Origin of the sequence: Paenibacillus sp. cl123, from assembly GCF_900101595.1 — a bacterium.
GTDB lineage: Bacteria > Bacillota > Bacilli > Paenibacillales > NBRC-103111 > Paenibacillus_G.
Window position 1 is genome coordinate 89,050 of record NZ_FMYY01000002.1, and the last position, 16,920, is coordinate 105,969.

The window sequence follows — 16,920 nt, forward strand, 5'->3', positions numbered from 1 at the left end:
GGGAGACTGAACAGCATGTGGAGAAAGACCCGTATTTTTATGGAAATGATCAAAATTGAGCATACGCTTTTCGCGCTTCCGTTCGCCTTCATGGGGGCGCTGGTCGGATCGGTCGTGACCTTCCACACCTTGCCTTCATGGGCGCAGATCGGCTGGATTTTGCTGGCGATGGTCGGAGCGCGCAGCGCAGCGATGGGAATTAACCGCGTGGCCGACAAGGTGTTCGACGCCAAAAATCCGCGGACGGCCATGCGGGCCATTCCGGCTGGGCTTATTTCTTCGAAAGAGGCCATTATATTCATTATTCTGTCTTTTGTTCTGCTGTTTGTAGCTGCAGCCAATCTGAACCCGCTATGCGTAAAGCTTTTGCCGATCGCCGTATTCTTCCTTGTGTTTTACTCCTACACCAAGCGCTTTACATGGGCTTGCCATATTTTCCTCGGGGTAGCCATCGCACTCGCTCCGCTTGGCGGATGGGTGGCGGTGACGGGAGAGATTACATGGACCGCGATGGTTTTCTACGTTGGCATCGTGTTCTGGCTGGCCGGTTTCGATGTCATTTATGCTTGTCAGGATACCGAGTTTGACCGCAAGGAAGGGCTGCATTCGATTCCTGCGCGGTTCGGCATTCCGAAAGCGTTAGTGCTGGCGCGGCTGTTTCATATGGTGACGGCTGCCGGTCTGCTCAGCCTGTATTTCCTGACCGACCTGACCTGGCTGTACCTGCTTGGCGTGCTTCTGTCATTCGCCTTGCTGTTCTACGAGCATTTCATCGTCAAGCCGAACGATCTGAGCCGCGTCAACACGGCTTTCTTCACGATGAACAGTATGCTTAGCGTGGCGATGTTCGTCTTTACGCTTATCGACCTGGTGGTGTTCTCCACATGAAGCGGCCTTGGGTGATCGGGATAACGGGAGCCAGCGGAGCCGCTTATGGGGTCCGCTTATGCCGATTCCTGCTTTCGCAGGACGAGCACGTGCATCTGATCATAACCGAGGCAGGCTGGCGCGTTCTGAAGGAAGAGCTGGGCTGGGACGCCGCGAAGCGCCAAGCTGCGATCGCCAGGCAGTTTGAGGGGCTTTCCGGGAAGCTGGACTATGTGCCGGTGCAGGATATCGGGGCGAAAACAGCCAGCGGCTCCTTCCTCACGAAAGGCATGGTTATTCTCCCCTGCTCGATGGGAACGCTGGCCAGCCTGGCCGGCGGAGCTTCGGATAATCTGCTGGAGAGGACGGCGGATGTCATGCTGAAGGAAGGGCGCAAGCTGATTCTGGTTCCCCGCGAGACCCCCCTTCATGCGATACATCTGGAGAACATGCTCAAGCTGGCTCGTATGGGCGTTCGTATGATACCCGCGATGCCGGCTTTCTATCAGGGGCCGCAGACCGTGGACGATATGGTCGACTTTATCGTGGGCAAAGTGCTCGACGCTATGGAAATCGAACATCACTTGTACAAAAGATGGGGTATGCCACATGACACCGAACAACAAGCCGATCCGGATCGGACGCATTGACTTTACAAATGTATGGCCGCTGTTTTACTATTTTCCGTTCGCAGCCTTCGGAGATCGGCTGGAGGTTTTCCAGCAGGTTCCGACCCAGCTTAACCGGGCGATGGCCGAAGGGCGGATCGATATCGGTCCGATCTCTTCTTTCGCTTATGCCGAGCATGCGGAAGACTATCTGCTGTTTCCTCATATGTCAGTCAGCGCTTACCGCCATGTGCATTCGCTGCTGCTGTTTCACCGGAAGCCGCTTGCAGAGCTGGCCGGCTCGACAATTGCGCTGCCTACGACGTCGGCCACGACGGTGAATCTGCTGAAAATCATTTTGGCCAAATTCTATCGGGTGGAAGTCGATTATGTGGATGAGGAGCCTCATCTGGATACGATGATGGGCCGCGCCGACGCCGGGCTGCTGATCGGCGATCATGCCATCAAAGCCAGCTGGGAGGACCATGGTTACCTGGTGACGGATCTCGGGGAGGAGTGGACGCGGCTGACGGGTCATTGGATGTCGTTTGCTGTGTGCACCATCCGCAAGCAGGTAGCGCTGGAGCAGCCGGAGCTGGTGCGCGATATTTACAATGCCTTTCTGGAGAGCAAGCGCAAGTCGCTGGCCGACTTGACCTCGCTGGTGGAGGATGCCCGGCAGTCAATCGGAGGAACGGCGGAGTACTGGCAGCAGTATTTCTCCAATCTCTGTTATGAATTCGGGCCCAAGCAATGGGAAGGGCTTCAGCTTTACTATCAGTATGCGGTGGAGCTCGGATTCTTGAAACATGAGGTTCGCCTCCAAATATGGCAAGATAATTCGGTAGCACAGGTGACGGAATGAAATTATTGGATTTGTACGCCAAGCTAAAAAAAGATATTAATAGCATCGAAAAGGAGCTGGAGCGGAGCATCGATGTCGATCATCCGATGCTTCGCGACGCTTCGCTTCATCTGCTCAAAGCGGGAGGAAAGCGGATTCGTCCGGTGTTTGTGCTGCTGGGGGCGAAGTTTGGCCGCTATGATCTGGAGCGGATCAAGCATGTAGCCGTTCCGCTGGAGCTGATCCACATGGCCTCGCTCGTCCATGATGATGTCATCGATGATGCCACTACCCGGAGGGGGCAGCTGACGGTGCGCTCCAAATGGGACAACCGGATCGCGATGTACACGGGCGACTACATTTTCGCGAAAGCGCTCAGCATCGTGACGCAGCTGGAAAATCCGGCGATCCACCGGATCATGTCCAAGGCGCTCGTGGAGATGAGCATCGGGGAGATGGAGCAGATCCGCTTTTTCTATCATACGGAGCAGACGGTGAGGGACTATCTGCTGCGCATCAAGCGCAAAACGGCGCTTCTTCTGGCTATCAGCTGCCAGTTGGGCGCGATGGCGGCCGAAGCTCCCGAGAGGACGTCCGGACTACTCTTCAGATTCGGATATTTTGTCGGGATGGCCTTTCAGGTGAGGGACGATCTGCTTGATCTGTGCGGGACGGAGAAGGAGATCGGCAAGCCGCCCGGGAGCGACATCAAGCAAGGAAACATCACGATACCGGTTATTTTCGCGCTGCAGAACCCTCGGCTTCGCCCGGCTCTGCTGGAGGAGCTGGAGAGGATCAAGGCGGCCGACGGGCAAACTGATGTCCGAAGGTTTATCGAGCTGATCCGCGGCAGCGAAGGAATTGCCCGCGCGGAAGCTCTGGCTTCGCTTTATATTGATAAAGCGATCGCCGTCTTGCAGGAATTGCCGGATGTTCAGGCGAAGAAAGATTTAACCGGCCTTGCCCACTTCATTGGAAACCGCTCTTACTAATCATGCAATTCAGCCGGAGGGTGGGCAATGCCAGGAGAGAGGAGAGAAACGAATATGGAAAGAACGTTTTTGATGATTAAGCCCGACGGCATCGAGCGGGGGCTGATCGGAGAAATTGTAAAGCGCTTTGAACGCAAAGGGCTCCAGCTTATGGCTGCCAAGCTGCTGCAGGTGAGCCGCGAGCAGGCTGAGCGGCATTATGCGGAGCATGAGGGCAAAGATTTCTACGAGCCGCTCGTGGAATTCGTCACATCGGGGCCGGTATTCGCCATGGTATGGCAAGGTGACCGGGCAATCGGACTTTCCCGCAGCCTGATCGGAAAAACCGACGCCTTGGAAGCGGCGCCTGGAACGATACGAGCCGACTTCGCCGTACATACGAGATTGAATCTGATTCACGGCTCCGATTCTCCGGAAAGCGCGGAACGGGAAATCGCTAATTTTTTCCGTCCAGAGGAAGTGCTCTCCTACACAAAGTCCGTTCAAAAATGGGTTTAACACGTATCGATTGTGATTGAAGGCGGAGTCTGACGAGGTGGGGATGACAGTATGGAGGACCATGATTTCCTCGGATTCATCAAGAAAGTGAAAGACTATACATCCATCGACCTGGCCCAATACAAAGAGGCACAGATGAAGCGGCGCCTTACTACGCTGCGGATGAAGAAGGGCTATAACACATTCGCCGCATTTTTCGATGCGATGACCAAGGACAAGGCGCTGTTTTATGAGTTTCTGGACCGGATGACAATTAACGTATCCGAGTTCTGGCGCAATCCCAATCGGTGGGAGGTGCTGGAGAAGCGGTTTCTTCCGGAGATGGCGGGGCGGTCCCGTCGGCTGAAATGCTGGAGCGCCGCCTGCTCGACTGGGGAAGAGCCGTATACGCTGGCGATGATCCTTGCGGAGCTCGGCGTACTTGGCGAAAGCACGGTGACGGCGACTGATATCGACGAGGGGGCGCTGGAGAAAGCAAGGCTTGCGGTGTATTCCGACCGTTCGGTCCGCGATGTGCCGGCCAAATATTTGCAGCAATATTACATACGGGATAATCTGACCTACAAAATAGCCGACTCGCTTAAGCGTTCGATCAAGTTTCAGAAGGGAAATCTGCTGACCGACCGGTTCGATACAGGTTATGATCTGATCATTTGCCGCAATGTGATGATTTACTTTACGGAAGACGCCAAGCATCTGCTGTATCAGAAGTTTGCGAATGCGCTCCGGCCCGGCGGGATTCTGTTTGTCGGCAGCACGGAACAGATCTTTAACCCGGGACAATACGGGATGGAGTCGGCGGAAACGTTTTTCTATCGAAAATTATGACCGGCGCATGAATAATCACTGCCAAACAATCCCATACTGAGTAGCAAACAAGCCGATTGGCTATAGTCAGCGACAGAGACAGCAGGGGGCGTCAAATGGACAAGCGCAAAGTGATTACGGCCTATCGCCGGGGATTTATTACGATGCAGGAATGCGCGCAAATTCTCGGGATCGATTCGCTGCAGGTTATGGGCATGGTAGACGATCCGCCAAGCAAGGAAGCGGTGCGGGCACTTCGCAAGCTGCCGGTGAACGGTTAGCCGGCCAGCTTGGCGAAGGCGCGCACCCCGCAAATACGCCGCACGTGGCTGGGCAGCCCCGTTGACGGCGTATTTTTGTTTGTTTTTGTGAAGTCTCCGCCAAGTACCGCAGCTTGCTTCGAAGAAGGATCACCTCTTGGCGGGGGGATTTTGTGCCTGCATTTCCTTGCCAAAGCAGCAAGCCTATACTATAATGAGGCAAAAGAATCAGTACATAAAAGCGCTAAAGCGTTTTGTGGTTCATGGGATTCATGGGTAGGGAACGAAAGGGGATCATTTCTGATGAGATACTTAACAGCAGGAGAAACACACGGGCCGCAGCTGACGGCGATTATCGAAGGTTTTCCGAGCAATGTGAATGTGGATTTTGAAGCGGTCAACGAGCAGCTGGCGCGACGTCAGAAAGGCTATGGACGCGGCCGCCGGATGCAGATTGAGAAGGATACCGCCCGCATCGTAGGCGGCGTGCGCCATGGCAAGACGACGGGCGCTCCGATCGCTTTGGTGGTGGAGAATAACGACTGGAAGCACTGGACTTCCGTTATGAATATAGAGCCGATCGAAGGCAGCGACGAGACGAAGCGCAGAGTGAATCGTCCCCGTCCGGGTCATGCGGATCTGAACGGCGGCTTGAAATACAACCAGCGCGATCTGCGCAATATTCTGGAGCGGTCCAGCGCGCGCGAGACGACGATGCGCGTGGCGGTCGGCGGGATGGCCCGCGAGCTGCTGAAGGAGTTCGGCATCAAGGTGGCCGGACAAGTCATCCGCATCGGCGAGGTTGAGGTTCAGCGCCAGGAGCTGCCGATCGACGAGCTGATCCGCGTTACGGAGGAATCTCCGGTGCGCGTGACCGATAAGGAAGCGGAAGAGCGGATGATCGCGGCTATCGACGCGGCCAAGCAGGACGGCGATACGCTGGGCGGCATCATCGAATGCATCATCGAGGGCGTTCCTTCCGGCCTCGGAAGCCATGTGCAGTGGGACCGCAAGCTGGATGGCCGGATCGCTCAAGCGGTATTGTCGATTCAGGCGTTCAAGGGCGTGGAGTTCGGCATCGGCTTCGAGGCGGCCAAACGCCGCGGGTCTGCCGTTCATGACGAGATTATGCATGAGGAAGGCCGCGGATTCTTCCGGGCTACCAATCGCGCGGGCGGCTTCGAGGGCGGGATGACGACCGGCGAACCGATCGTCGTGCGTGCGGTGATGAAGCCGATCTCGACCTTGTACAAGGCGCTGCAGAGCGTGGACATCGATACGAAGGAAGCGTTCACGGCACAGGTGGAGCGCTCCGACACTTGCGCGGTTCCCGCGGCGGGCGTCATTCTGGAGAACGTCGTCGCTTGGGAAGTAGCGAGCGCGTTCATGGAGAAATTCGGCGGCGATTCGATCGAAGAAATCCGCAACAACTATAACAGCTACTTGGAACAAATCAAGAGCTACTAGAAAGAGCGGGTGGTACAAGCCGATGATCAAAGAGCTGGCGGTAAATCTGGGCGAGCGTTCCTATCCGATCTATATCGGCCAAGGACTGCTGCATGATATTGCAAGTTATTTCGAAAAGCACGGCATATCCAAAGCTTCGCCCCTTCTGATCGTGACGGATACGCATGTGGCCGGTCATTATTTGCAGCCCGTGACCGAACGTCTGAAGGAAGCCGGCTTCCAGCCGGTATCCCATATCGTCGGTGCCGGGGAGAAGTCGAAGGCGCTGCGGGTGCTGGAAGAGGTTGTCACCACTTGTCTCGAAGCCGGACTGGACCGGAAGTCTGCGGTCGTGGCGCTGGGCGGCGGCGTGGTGGGCGATCTGGCCGGATTCGTGGCGGCCAGCTATATGCGCGGCGTCCGTTTCGTGCAGATCCCGACGACGATTCTGGCGCATGACAGCAGCGTCGGCGGCAAGGTGGCCGTCAATCATCCTCTGGCCAAGAACATTATCGGAGCGTTCTATCAGCCGGAGTTTGTCTTGTATGACACCTCGACCTTGCAGTCCTTGCCTGATCGCGATGTGCGCTCCGGGCTTGCCGAGATGATCAAGCACGGTCTGATCTGGGATGCGGAGTTTGCGGCCTGGTGCGAGGACAACGCGGAGCGGCTGACCGGGCTTGATCCCGAAGCGCTCCAGTACGGCCTGTACAAGGGCTGCGGCGTGAAAGCGGCGGTCGTCTCGCAGGATGAACGGGAGAACGATCTGAGGGCGATTCTGAATCTGGGCCACACGATCGGCCATGCGCTGGAGGCGGTGGCAGGTTACGGCGAGCTGATGCACGGGGAAGCGATCGCAATCGGGATGGTCGGCGCGTCTATGCTGTCGGTCAGATTGGGCAATCCGGAGCATATTCATACGGTAACCGAACGGATATTCCGGAGGTTCGGACTTCCGGTACGCATACCCGTCCATTACGATACGGATGCGATCATGTCCGCGATGATGCATGACAAGAAGTTCAAGGAAGGCCGGATGGTCTATATTGTGCCGACGGAGATCGGCCGGGTGGAGATTAATAAAAACGTGTCCGCAGAGCTCGTCAGAGACATCGTGGAGCGGCTAAAACAGGAGGATTGACCGATGTTCGTACGGGGAATTCGCGGAGCGATTACGGTAGAGCACAATGAGGAGAAAGAGATTTTGGACGCGACGATCGAGCTGCTTAACCAGATCGTTCAGGAGAACGGCATCGTACCGGAAGAGATTGCGAACGTCTTCGTAACGGTGACGCAGGATTTGACGGCGACCTTCCCGGCCCGGGCTATCCGTCAGATGGAAGGCTGGGAGCTGGTGCCCTTGATGTGTTCGGTGGAAATTCCGGTGGAAGGCGGACTGCCTCGCTGTATCCGGCTGATGGTGACCGTCAATACCGAGAAAAAACAATCCGAGATTCATCATGTGTATCTCCGGGAAGCGATGCGTTTGCGGCCCGATTTATCGAATTTGACAAACGCATAGCTGAGGTAGTATAGTGATCTTCAACGAGCCTGTGAGAGTCACGGGCTGTGAGCAGAGTAGAGCAGAGTATAGTTCAGTAGAGATGAGCAGAGTTTGGCAGGTTGATTTGACCGATGTGAGGAGTTAGTCTGTGCGAGGCGTAACGGCATATGTATTTTATTTTTTTGCGCGCAGATTTCCCGGACAGCTACCGGTTTAACAGTAAACCATGCCATCAGCGTACGATCCCTACTGAAACATCGCCGCCTCTACCTTGCGTAGAGGCTTTTTTTATTGAACTGGTTTATATGTGAGAAGCAGAGTCCGCCGCGGACGAGTAGAGGAGAGATGAAGATGTATACACCGGAAGCCCAAGAAGTGATTCGGCTGGCCAAAACGTATAACCTGATTCCCGTTGTGCGCACGTTGATGGCCGATACGGAAACCCCGATTCGCGTATTCCAGCATTTCTATGAGGAGAAACGCTCCTTCCTGCTGGAAAGCGTCGAGGGCGGAGTCAAGTGGGCGCGCTACTCCTTTATCGGGACGGACCCGTTCATGATGTTCCGCGCCAAGCAGGGCGAGACGATTATCGAAGGACCGGAAGGCACGCGAGTGGTGCGGGAAAAGCCGCTGGAGGTGCTGAAGGCTTATCTGCGCGATTACCGCAGCCCTTCGCTTCCCGGGCTGCCGCGCTTCACCGGGGGAGCCGTCGGCTTCTTCGGCTACGATCTGCTGCAGTACTACGAGAAGCTGCCGGCTCATCGCCATGACGATCTGCAAATGAATGACGTGGAATTCATGTTCTGCGATCAAGTTATCGTATTCGACCATTTCAAGCAGCAACTGAAGGTCATCGCCAATGTGCATGTGCCGCAGCACGGAACCGATGCGGATATTGCGGCCGCTTATGAAGCGACCTGCGCGAAGATCGAAGCGACGATCGAACGTCTAAAGCGTCCGCTGCCGACGCTGTCCATGTCGCACCGCGCCATTCCGGACGATGTGCCGCTGGGCGAGATCAAGTCCAATTTGACCAAGGAACAATATATCGGCAACGTGGAGAAGGCCAAGGAGTACATCCGCTCGGGCGATATATTCCAGGTGGTGCTGTCGCAGCGCTTCGAGATCGAGACGGACGTTTCCCCGCTGCAGGTGTACCGGATATTGCGGACGCTGAATCCTTCTCCTTATATGTACGTGCTGAAGATGGACGATCAGGTCATCGTCGGCACGTCCCCTGAGCTGCTCGTCCGGGTGGAGGACGAGAAGGTGGAAACCCGGCCGATCGCCGGCACAAGGCCGCGGGGCAAGACGCCGGAAGAGGATGCGGCGATGGAAAAAGAGCTGCTGGCAGACGAAAAGGAGCGCGCCGAGCATCTGATGCTGGTCGATCTCGGACGCAACGATATTGGCCGCGTCTCGGAATTCGGCACGGTGAAATGCGATACGTTTATGGAGATCGAGCGCTATTCCCACGTGATGCACATCGTGTCCAACGTTTCCGGCAAGCTGGCTCCCAACAAGGATTTCTACGATGCCTTTATCTCTTGTCTCCCGGCAGGCACGGTATCGGGAGCGCCGAAGCTGAGAGCGATGGAAATTATCGCCGAGCTGGAGAATGAAGCGCGCGGCGCTTATGCGGGAGCGATCGGTTACCTGGGCTTCTCCGGCAATCTGGATACGTGCATCACGATCCGAACGATCATCTTCAAAAACGGCAAAGCCTACGTACAGGCGGGAGCAGGCATTGTATGGGACTCGGTGCCGGAGAGCGAATATCAGGAGACTGTAAACAAGTCGATGGGCATGCTGAAGGCGATCCGCGTGGCGGAGGCGGTGTTCGCTCCGAAAGCGCGCGAGCTGGCGGTTACGAATCACGATTATTACGAGTAGCCGCTGTGCCGGCGGCTTGACACTCAGCCAAGGAGAGGGGATAGAAGGTCATGACGGAATCGGTGAAATTGACGGTCCAGCATGCTGTTCAGCAGCTCATCGGCATGCAGCATCTGACCCGGGCGGAAGCGCGTGATGTGATGGACGTGATTATGGAGGGCGGCGCGACCCAGACGCAGATCGGCGCGCTGCTGACCGCTTTGCGGATGAAAGGCGAGACGATTGAGGAGATTGCGGGCTTCGCCGAAACGATGCGCGCCAAATCGTGCCGCGTCGTGGCCGAGCAGTTCAACCTGCTGGACACTTGCGGGACGGGCGGCGACGGTTCGGACACGTTCAACATCTCGACCACGGCCGCCATCGTGGCGGCCGCGGGCGGCATCCGGGTGGCGAAGCACGGCAACCGGGCGATGTCCAGCAAGAGCGGCAGCGCGGATGTGCTGGAGGCGCTTGGCGTCAACATCCAGCTGAACCAGCAGCAGGCGGCCGCATGCCTGAAGGAGACGGGCATTTGCTTCATGTTCGCCCAGCTGTATCACCAGTCGATGAGGCATGTGGCGGCATCAAGGCGGGAGCTTGGCTTCCGCACGGTGTTTAATCTGCTCGGTCCTCTGACGAACCCCGCCGGAGCCGACCGCCAGGTGCTCGGCATCTTCGACCGCGGCAAGACGGAGACGATCGCGCACGTCATGCAGGCGCTGGGCGTCAAGCGCGCGCTTGTCGTCGCCAGCCATGACGGGCTGGACGAGATCAGCATCTCGGATGCCACTCAGGTGACCGAGCTGAAGGACGGAGAAATCCGCACGACGGAAATTACTCCGGAGGAGCTCGGCCTGCAGCGGTATGCGATGAAAGAAGTGATAGGCGGCGATGCGGCGGTGAATGCGGCAATCGTCCATGAGATATTCGGTGGCGCCCGGGGGGCCTGCCGGGATATCGTGTTGGCCAACGCAGGGGCCTGCTTCTACGTCACAGGCAAGGCGGATACGCTGCTCGACGGCGTGAAGCTGGCGGCTGAGACGATAGACAGCGGCCGCGCGGCGGCGAAGCTGGAGCAGTTAGTTCAATGTACGGGAGAGTTGAGCCATGTTTCTTGATCGCATAGTAGCAATGAAGCAAGAAGAGGTCGCCCTGCTCCGCGCATCGGTGTCCATCGCCGAGCTGGAGCGCCGGATTGCCGATATGCCCGCTTGCCTGGGCTTCGAGCGCGCCTTGGGCGCCGGGCGTAAACGCCCGATGGGGCTGATCGCCGAGGTGAAGAAGGCGTCCCCGTCCAAGGGATTGATCCGGGAAGATTTCGAGCCGGTATCGCTGGCGGCTCAATACGAGCGCGCCGGAGCGGACTGCATCTCCGTTCTGACGGATGTGCAGTACTTCCAGGGAGCCAACGACTATTTAACCCGTGTCAGAGAGGCTGTGAACGTGCCTTTGCTGCGCAAGGATTTCACGATAGATCCTCATCAGATTTACGAAGCCCGCGCTATCGGCGCGGATGCGATATTGCTGATCGCGGCGATTTTGACCACGGCGCAGATGCGCGAGTTTCAGTCGATTGCCCGCTCGATCGGCCTGGATGTGCTGATCGAGGTTCATGACCGCGAGGAGCTTGAGCGCGTGCTGGAGCTGGGGCCGTCGATGGTCGGCATCAACAACCGCAACCTGAAGACGTTCGTCACGGATCTGAAGACGACGGAGGAACTGGCCGCTTACATACCGGCGGGGGTAACGGTGGTCAGCGAAAGCGGGATTTCCCGGGCGGCGGAGATCGACTGGCTGAGATCGGTCGGCTCCCATGCCGTACTGGTCGGGGAACACTTTATGCGCCAGCCGGATGTGAGCGAAGCCGTGCATGGACTGCTGGGGCCTCTTGCAGACGCTGAGCTTTCCGCTCAGGTTCAGGCTCAGGGGCAGGGCGAATAAGATGGCGCTGGTCAAAATATGCGGTCTGCTTACCCCGGAGCAGGCGGCTCAGACAGCCCGGCTTCCCGTCGATTATATCGGGCTTGTGTTTGCGCGCAGCAAGCGTCAGGTCAGCCCGGCACAGGCGGCCGAGCTGATCGCGGCGATCCGGCAGGAGAGCGGGGGCCGTCGAATCAAGGTGACGGGCGTGTTCGTCAATCCCGAGCTGGAGCAATTGGACGCGGTGATGCGGGAGGCGGCGCTGGATGTGCTTCAGCTGCACGGGCAGGAGCCGCCGGAATTTTGCCGGGCGGCGAAAGCCCGCTATGCTGGCGTGGAGGTGCTCAAGGCGGTATCGCTCAGTGCCGGATCTGCTTCAGGCAGTTCGCCGGCCGGCGCAGCCGGAGAGAATCAGGCCGAACCGACAATAACGGCAGCCGTAGAAGGAAGCCGGGCTCAAGCACTCCTCGCTGACAGCGGGCCGCAGACCGAAGCCGATCAGGCGGTTTACGCCCGGCTGAATCCTTATCTGGGCGCGATCGACGGCGTATTGCTGGACACGCTCGACCCCGTATATGGCGGAGGCTCCGGCCATGCATTTGACTGGAGCGCAATCCCGCCTTATCTCGCCTGGTGCCGCCAGGCCGGACTGCCGCTGCTGGTGGCCGGAGGACTGCAGCCGGGCAATGTGGGCGCTTTACTGGAGCGGTTCGCCCCAAGCGGCGTCGATGTGTCGAGCGGCGTGGAGACCGATGGAGTAAAAGATATATCGAAAATAACCAGGTTTGTCGAAAGGGTGAAATCAATTGTTTAACGGACCGGATGAGCAAGGCCGCTTCGGCAAATTCGGCGGGCGCTACGTACCCGAGACCCTGATGAATGCGCTGATCGAATTGGAGCATGCGTTCAAGACCTATACGAAGGAAGAGAAATTCAAGGAGGAGCTGCATTACTGGCTTCACCGCTATTCGGGCCGTCCGACCTCGCTGTATTATGCGGGAAGGCTGACCGAGCATCTGGGCGGTGCGAAAATATATCTGAAACGCGAGGATTTGAACCATACAGGCGCTCACAAAATCAACAATGCGCTCGCTCAAGGACTGCTCGCCAAATGGATGGGCAAAAAGAAAATCATCGCCGAAACCGGCGCAGGCCAGCACGGCGTCGCTACGGCGACTGTAGCCGCCTTGTTCGGCTTTGAATGCAAGGTGTTCATGGGCGAGGAAGACATCAAGCGCCAGCAGCTGAACGTATTTCGCATGAACCTGCTCGGCACGGAGGTTGTTCCCGTCACCTCGGGGACGCGGACGCTGAAGGACGCGTGCAACGAAACGCTCCGTTATTGGGTCAGCCATGTTGAGGATACGTATTACATCCTCGGCTCTGCTACGGGACCGCATCCGTACCCGGTAATGGTGCGCGACTTCCAGCGCATTATCGGGGACGAGTCGCGCAAGCAGATTTTGGAGCTGGAAGGAAGACTGCCGGATGCGGTCATTGCGGCTGTCGGAGGCGGCAGCAACGCGATCGGCATGTTTTATCCGTTCGTGCAGGACGAGGGCGTCCGGCTGATCGGGGTAGAGGCCGCCGGTCACGGAATCGAGACGGATAAGCATGCGGCTACGATGACGCGCGGCACGACCGGCGTGTTCCAGGGCTCCTTCAGCTACCTGCTGCAGGATGAGCACGGCCAGGTCCAGGAGGCGCATTCGATCTCCGCCGGCCTGGATTATCCGGGGATCGGACCCGAGCATTCGCATCTGAAGGATACGGGGCGTGCCGAATACGTGCCGATCTCGGATAAAGAAGCGCTTGACGCACTGCAGCTGCTCAGCCGTCAGGAGGGCATCATCCCTGCGCTGGAGAGCGCGCATGCGATTGCCGAAACGATCAAGCGGGCGCCGCAGATGGGCAAGGACCAGGTCATCGTCGTCAGCTTGTCCGGACGCGGCGACAAGGACGTGGAAGCGATCATGACTTATTTGGGGGGTTCTGCCAATGAATCGCACTGAGCTGAATCGTATTGACCGGAAATTCGCCGAGCTGCGCGAGAAGCGGCAGCCCGCATTCATTCCTTTTATTACGGTCGGAGACCCGGATCTGCGCACTACGGTCGACATCATCCATACGCTGGAGGAGGCCGGTGCGGCCATCGTCGAGCTGGGCGTGCCTTACTCCGATCCGCTGGCCGACGGCCCGGTCATTCAGCGCTCGTCCATGCGCGCGCTGAGCAGCCAGCGCATCTCGATTCTGGATTGCATCGAAGTGGCCCGGCAAGCGCGCAGTGAAGGCTGCGAGCTGCCGTTCATCTTGTTCACGTACTACAATCCGGTGCTGCAGACCGGATTCGATCGCTTGTTTCCGCTGCTGGAGGAGAGCGGCATCAGCGGTCTGATCATTCCCGATCTGCCGATGGAGGAAGACGAGGAGCTGCGCTCCGCCGCATTGGCCCGCGGCATCCATTTGATCCCGCTCGTCGCTCCGACCTCGAAGGAGCGCGTTCAGCGGATTGTCTCCCGCGCCAGCGGCTTCATTTATTGCGTTTCATCGCTTGGCGTGACCGGGACCAGAACCGAGTTCCACACGGGCATCGATGAGTTTCTGGCCACGGTGAAAGCGTCCAGCGATGTGCCGATCGCCATCGGCTTCGGGATCTCAAGCCGGGAGCAGTTTGTCCGCTTCTCAGGCGTTTGTGACGGGATTGTAGTCGGCAGCGCGCTTGTCCGCAAAATCGAAGAGCTGCAGCCGCAGCTCACCGATCCGGCCACGAAGGAGGAAGGGCTTGCTCTGCTTCGCCGGTTCGTGCAGGAGATGATCTCTTAGCCGTCCGCTATCCTCATGCGGAAGAAATCCCCCGTGAATCCGATGATTCCGGGGGATTTCTGTTACTTGCGCCTCACTATTGTCGTCCTTCACCGCTTCACAGAAAAAAATGGCTGGAACGGCTCTGCCAAATGAGGTAAAATGGTATCCGACTGTTTCCCTGTACATAGTCTAACGAGCATTTGTTCATCGAACCCATTTCAATGAGGTGACTACTAGCATGCAGCCCAAAAAAAATATTGTGCATCTCCCGGTCTATCAGCCGGGCAAACCGATCGATGAAGTCAAACGCGAGCTTGGCTTGACCGAAGTCATCAAGCTGGCGTCCAATGAAAATCCGTTCGGCTGCTCGCCGAAGGCAAAGGAAGCGATCCTGGCGGCCGTTGAGCAGACGAGCATCTATCCGGACGGCGGAGCCGTGGAGCTGACCCAGGCAGTCGCGCAGGAGCTTGGCGTTCAGCCGAACCAGATCATCTTCGGCGCCGGCTCGGACGAGGTCATTTTGATGATCGCGCGCGCTTTCCTGACGCCCGAGGACGAGACGATTACCGCATTTCCGACCTTCCCGCAGTACAAGCACAACGCTGAGGTCGAAGGCGCCAAGGTCATTGAAGTGCCGGTCGATGCGGACGGCAAGCATGACCTGAGTGCGATGCTGGCGAAGATTACGGACAAGACCAAGATCGTCTGGGTTTGCAATCCGAACAATCCGACAGGCACGATGCTGACAGCAAGCGAGATTACGTCTTTCCTGGACGCGGTGCCGGATCGGGTCATGGTCGTGCTTGACGAAGCGTATGTCGAGTATAATGTCAGCGGACAATTCCCGGACAGCATCAAGCTGCTGGACAAATACAAAAACATCGTCGTGCTGCGCACGTTCTCGAAAATTTTCGGACTTGCTTCGCTGCGCATCGGATACGGGGTAGGGTCCGCGGAGCTGATCCGCTCTGTTAATCAGGTTCGCGAGCCTTTCAACACGACGACCTACGCGCAAAAGGCTGCGCTTGCTTCGGTTCGCGACACCGACTTCCTTGCATCTTGCCGCGAGGCCAATGCCAAAGGAATCGAGCAGCTGAAGTCCGCATTCGACGAGCTGGGGCTTTCCTATTTTGACGCGCATGGCAACTTCGTCATGGTGGATGTGCAGCGTCCGGGCGGCGCCGTCTTCCAAAGCCTTCTTCGCCAAGGCATTATCGTGCGTCACGATCCGAGCTGGGGTTATCCGACGAAAATCCGGGTAACGGTAGGCAGCGACGAGCAAAATGCCAAATTCCTGGACGCTCTCCGTCATACGCTGGGCGAAGTGAACGCTTCATGACGAAAATCGCGATATTCGGAGTCGGCCTGATCGGCGGCTCGCTGGCGCTTTCCTTCAAGGGCAAGCCCGGTCTGCACATCGTCGGTCATTCCAATAACCCGGCTTCCGTAGAGAAATACATGAAGAGGGAGGTCGTAGATTACGCAACGACCTCTCTGGAAGAGGCTGCGGCGGACGCCGATTTTATCTTCTTATGCGTCCCTGTAGGCAATTTGGAACAGTACCTGCATAAGCTGGCGGAGCTGAAGCTGAAGCCGGGCTGCGTGATCACCGATGTGGGCAGCACCAAGGCCGCCGTGGCGTCCGGCGCAGCGGCTCTAGATTTTGGCGGAGCGTATTTCATCGGCGGACATCCGATGGCGGGCAAGGAGAAGTCCGGTGTCGAGGCGGCAAGCTCACGTCTGTTCGAGAACGCGTTTTACGTATTGACGCCGGCAGCGGATACGCCGCCTGACGCCTACGACCGGCTGGCGAAGCTGCTCGAGCATACGCGGGCGCATCTGGTCAAGGTGGAGCCGGTGCTTCATGACGAGATTGTCGGAGCGATCAGTCATCTTCCGCATATTATCGCGGTGGCGCTGGTCAATCAAATTGCGCGCTACAACGAATCGAACGAGCTGTATCAGATTCTGGCCGCCGGCGGCTTCCGGGATATTACCCGGATCGCGTCCAGCGATCCGATCATCTGGCGCGATATTTTGCTGACCAATAAAGAGGCGGTGCTTCGGCTGCTGAAGGACTGGAATGCAGAGATCGCCGGTTTCGTCAAGCTGATCGAAGACGAAGACGGCAGCGGAATCGAGCGGGAGTTTCAACAGGCCGGCACATTCCGCAGCAGCCTGCCGGAACGGCGCAAAGGCGTTATGCAATCGTTCTACGATATTTATGTGGATGTTCCGGATCATCCCGGAGTGATCGGGCAGATCACGATGCTGCTCGGCAGCCACCGGGTGAACTTGAGCAACATCCAGGTCATCGAAAGCCGGGAGAACGTGCCTGGCGTGCTTCGCTTGTCCTTCCGCGAGGAAGGCGATATGGACAAGGCGATTGAGTTGTTGAAGAAAGACTACGCGGTTTACGTGTAGTCTTTTTTTTTGCGTAGCAGAAAATGTGGATACTTCCCAACTACCAAAGGAAAGGGTACAGGAGGAGGGGGAG

Annotated in this window: 18 protein-coding genes; all 18 read left to right on the forward strand. The window is 57.6% G+C overall.

The features are described 5' to 3' along the window. The first annotated feature begins 15 nt into the window (after positions 1-15). The 18 genes from BLR08_RS04575 to BLR08_RS04655 all read left to right on the forward strand — a co-directional run bounded on the left by BLR08_RS04575 (position 16) and on the right by BLR08_RS04655 (position 16,847). Positions 16-888, forward strand: a complete 873-nt coding sequence (locus BLR08_RS04575) for a UbiA-like polyprenyltransferase (protein WP_072327670.1) — start codon at positions 16-18, stop codon at positions 886-888. Then, entirely contained in the window at positions 885-1,517 is a 633-nt protein-coding gene (locus BLR08_RS04580) for a UbiX family flavin prenyltransferase (RefSeq protein ID WP_072327669.1), read from the forward strand. The genes BLR08_RS04575 and BLR08_RS04580 overlap by 4 nt, the downstream gene beginning before the upstream one ends. Then, entirely contained in the window at positions 1,477-2,340 is an 864-nt protein-coding gene (locus tag BLR08_RS04585) for a menaquinone biosynthesis protein (protein ID WP_072327668.1), read from the forward strand. Before BLR08_RS04580 ends, BLR08_RS04585 begins: the two co-directional genes overlap by 41 nt. Beyond that, positions 2,337-3,311, forward strand: a complete 975-nt coding sequence (locus tag BLR08_RS04590; RefSeq protein WP_072327667.1) for a polyprenyl synthetase family protein — start codon at positions 2,337-2,339, stop codon at positions 3,309-3,311. The genes BLR08_RS04585 and BLR08_RS04590 overlap by 4 nt, the downstream gene beginning before the upstream one ends. Positions 3,312-3,365: 54 nt before the next feature. Continuing rightward, positions 3,366-3,809 (forward strand): nucleoside-diphosphate kinase, encoded by a 444-nt coding sequence (gene ndk / locus BLR08_RS04595; protein WP_072327666.1) that lies wholly within the window; start codon positions 3,366-3,368, stop codon positions 3,807-3,809. Positions 3,810-3,860: 51 nt separating this feature from the next. After that, the gene (locus tag BLR08_RS04600) at positions 3,861-4,637 is read left to right on the forward strand and encodes a CheR family methyltransferase (protein ID WP_072327665.1); all 777 of its coding nucleotides are present in this window, start codon (positions 3,861-3,863) and stop codon (positions 4,635-4,637) included. A 95-nt stretch (positions 4,638-4,732) separates the two neighbouring features. Then, positions 4,733-4,897, forward strand: coding sequence for a hypothetical protein (locus BLR08_RS30990; protein ID WP_176835412.1), 165 nt, complete (start codon positions 4,733-4,735; stop codon positions 4,895-4,897). A 282-nt stretch (positions 4,898-5,179) separates the two neighbouring features. Then, positions 5,180-6,343 (forward strand): chorismate synthase, encoded by a 1,164-nt coding sequence (aroC, locus tag BLR08_RS04605; RefSeq protein WP_072327664.1) that lies wholly within the window; start codon positions 5,180-5,182, stop codon positions 6,341-6,343. Between the two features lie 22 nt (positions 6,344-6,365). Beyond that, positions 6,366-7,463, forward strand: a complete 1,098-nt coding sequence (gene aroB / locus BLR08_RS04610) for a 3-dehydroquinate synthase (protein WP_072327663.1) — start codon at positions 6,366-6,368, stop codon at positions 7,461-7,463. 3 nt (positions 7,464-7,466) lie between these two features. After that, positions 7,467-7,844, forward strand: a complete 378-nt coding sequence (gene aroH, locus BLR08_RS04615; protein WP_072327662.1) for a chorismate mutase — start codon at positions 7,467-7,469, stop codon at positions 7,842-7,844. Positions 7,845-8,177: 333 nt separating this feature from the next. Next, a complete protein-coding gene (gene trpE, locus BLR08_RS04620) occupies positions 8,178-9,719 on the forward strand; it encodes an anthranilate synthase component I (protein WP_072327661.1) in 1,542 nt (513 codons plus the stop codon). A gap of 50 nt (positions 9,720-9,769) precedes the next feature. Continuing rightward, positions 9,770-10,816, forward strand: a complete 1,047-nt coding sequence (gene trpD, locus BLR08_RS04625; protein WP_072327660.1) for an anthranilate phosphoribosyltransferase — start codon at positions 9,770-9,772, stop codon at positions 10,814-10,816. Then, complete coding sequence (gene trpC / locus BLR08_RS04630; protein WP_072327659.1) at positions 10,806-11,639, forward strand: indole-3-glycerol phosphate synthase TrpC; 834 nt, start codon at positions 10,806-10,808, stop codon at positions 11,637-11,639. Before trpD ends, trpC begins: the two co-directional genes overlap by 11 nt. Before the next feature lies 1 nt (position 11,640). After that, the gene (locus BLR08_RS04635; protein WP_083536597.1) at positions 11,641-12,432 is read left to right on the forward strand and encodes a phosphoribosylanthranilate isomerase; all 792 of its coding nucleotides are present in this window, start codon (positions 11,641-11,643) and stop codon (positions 12,430-12,432) included. Continuing rightward, entirely contained in the window at positions 12,425-13,630 is a 1,206-nt protein-coding gene (gene trpB, locus BLR08_RS04640; RefSeq protein ID WP_072327658.1) for a tryptophan synthase subunit beta, read from the forward strand. Before BLR08_RS04635 ends, trpB begins: the two co-directional genes overlap by 8 nt. A 1-nt stretch (position 13,631) precedes the next feature. After that, a complete protein-coding gene (trpA, locus tag BLR08_RS04645) occupies positions 13,632-14,441 on the forward strand; it encodes a tryptophan synthase subunit alpha (protein ID WP_072327806.1) in 810 nt (269 codons plus the stop codon). Positions 14,442-14,661: 220 nt separating this feature from the next. Further along, complete coding sequence (hisC, locus tag BLR08_RS04650; RefSeq protein ID WP_072327657.1) at positions 14,662-15,762, forward strand: histidinol-phosphate transaminase; 1,101 nt, start codon at positions 14,662-14,664, stop codon at positions 15,760-15,762. Next, complete coding sequence (locus tag BLR08_RS04655; protein WP_072327656.1) at positions 15,759-16,847, forward strand: prephenate dehydrogenase; 1,089 nt, start codon at positions 15,759-15,761, stop codon at positions 16,845-16,847. Before hisC ends, BLR08_RS04655 begins: the two co-directional genes overlap by 4 nt. Positions 16,848-16,920: the final 73 nt, after the last annotated feature.

Coding starts and splice junctions, on each gene's coding strand:
- trpC (WP_072327659.1), top strand. CDS start 10,806: ATGTTTCTTGATCGCATAGTAGCAATGAAGCAAGAAGAGGTCGCCCTG.
- BLR08_RS04635 (WP_083536597.1), top strand. CDS start 11,641: ATGGCGCTGGTCAAAATATGCGGTCTGCTTACCCCGGAGCAGGCGGCT.
- trpD (WP_072327660.1), top strand. CDS start 9,770: ATGACGGAATCGGTGAAATTGACGGTCCAGCATGCTGTTCAGCAGCTC.
- aroH (WP_072327662.1), top strand. CDS start 7,467: ATGTTCGTACGGGGAATTCGCGGAGCGATTACGGTAGAGCACAATGAG.
- BLR08_RS30990 (WP_176835412.1), top strand. CDS start 4,733: ATGGACAAGCGCAAAGTGATTACGGCCTATCGCCGGGGATTTATTACG.
- trpE (WP_072327661.1), top strand. CDS start 8,178: ATGTATACACCGGAAGCCCAAGAAGTGATTCGGCTGGCCAAAACGTAT.
- aroC (WP_072327664.1), top strand. CDS start 5,180: ATGAGATACTTAACAGCAGGAGAAACACACGGGCCGCAGCTGACGGCG.
- hisC (WP_072327657.1), top strand. CDS start 14,662: ATGCAGCCCAAAAAAAATATTGTGCATCTCCCGGTCTATCAGCCGGGC.
- BLR08_RS04600 (WP_072327665.1), top strand. CDS start 3,861: ATGGAGGACCATGATTTCCTCGGATTCATCAAGAAAGTGAAAGACTAT.
- BLR08_RS04575 (WP_072327670.1), top strand. CDS start 16: ATGTGGAGAAAGACCCGTATTTTTATGGAAATGATCAAAATTGAGCAT.
- BLR08_RS04590 (WP_072327667.1), top strand. CDS start 2,337: ATGAAATTATTGGATTTGTACGCCAAGCTAAAAAAAGATATTAATAGC.
- BLR08_RS04580 (WP_072327669.1), top strand. CDS start 885: ATGAAGCGGCCTTGGGTGATCGGGATAACGGGAGCCAGCGGAGCCGCT.
- BLR08_RS04585 (WP_072327668.1), top strand. CDS start 1,477: ATGACACCGAACAACAAGCCGATCCGGATCGGACGCATTGACTTTACA.
- ndk (WP_072327666.1), top strand. CDS start 3,366: ATGGAAAGAACGTTTTTGATGATTAAGCCCGACGGCATCGAGCGGGGG.
- aroB (WP_072327663.1), top strand. CDS start 6,366: ATGATCAAAGAGCTGGCGGTAAATCTGGGCGAGCGTTCCTATCCGATC.
- BLR08_RS04655 (WP_072327656.1), top strand. CDS start 15,759: ATGACGAAAATCGCGATATTCGGAGTCGGCCTGATCGGCGGCTCGCTG.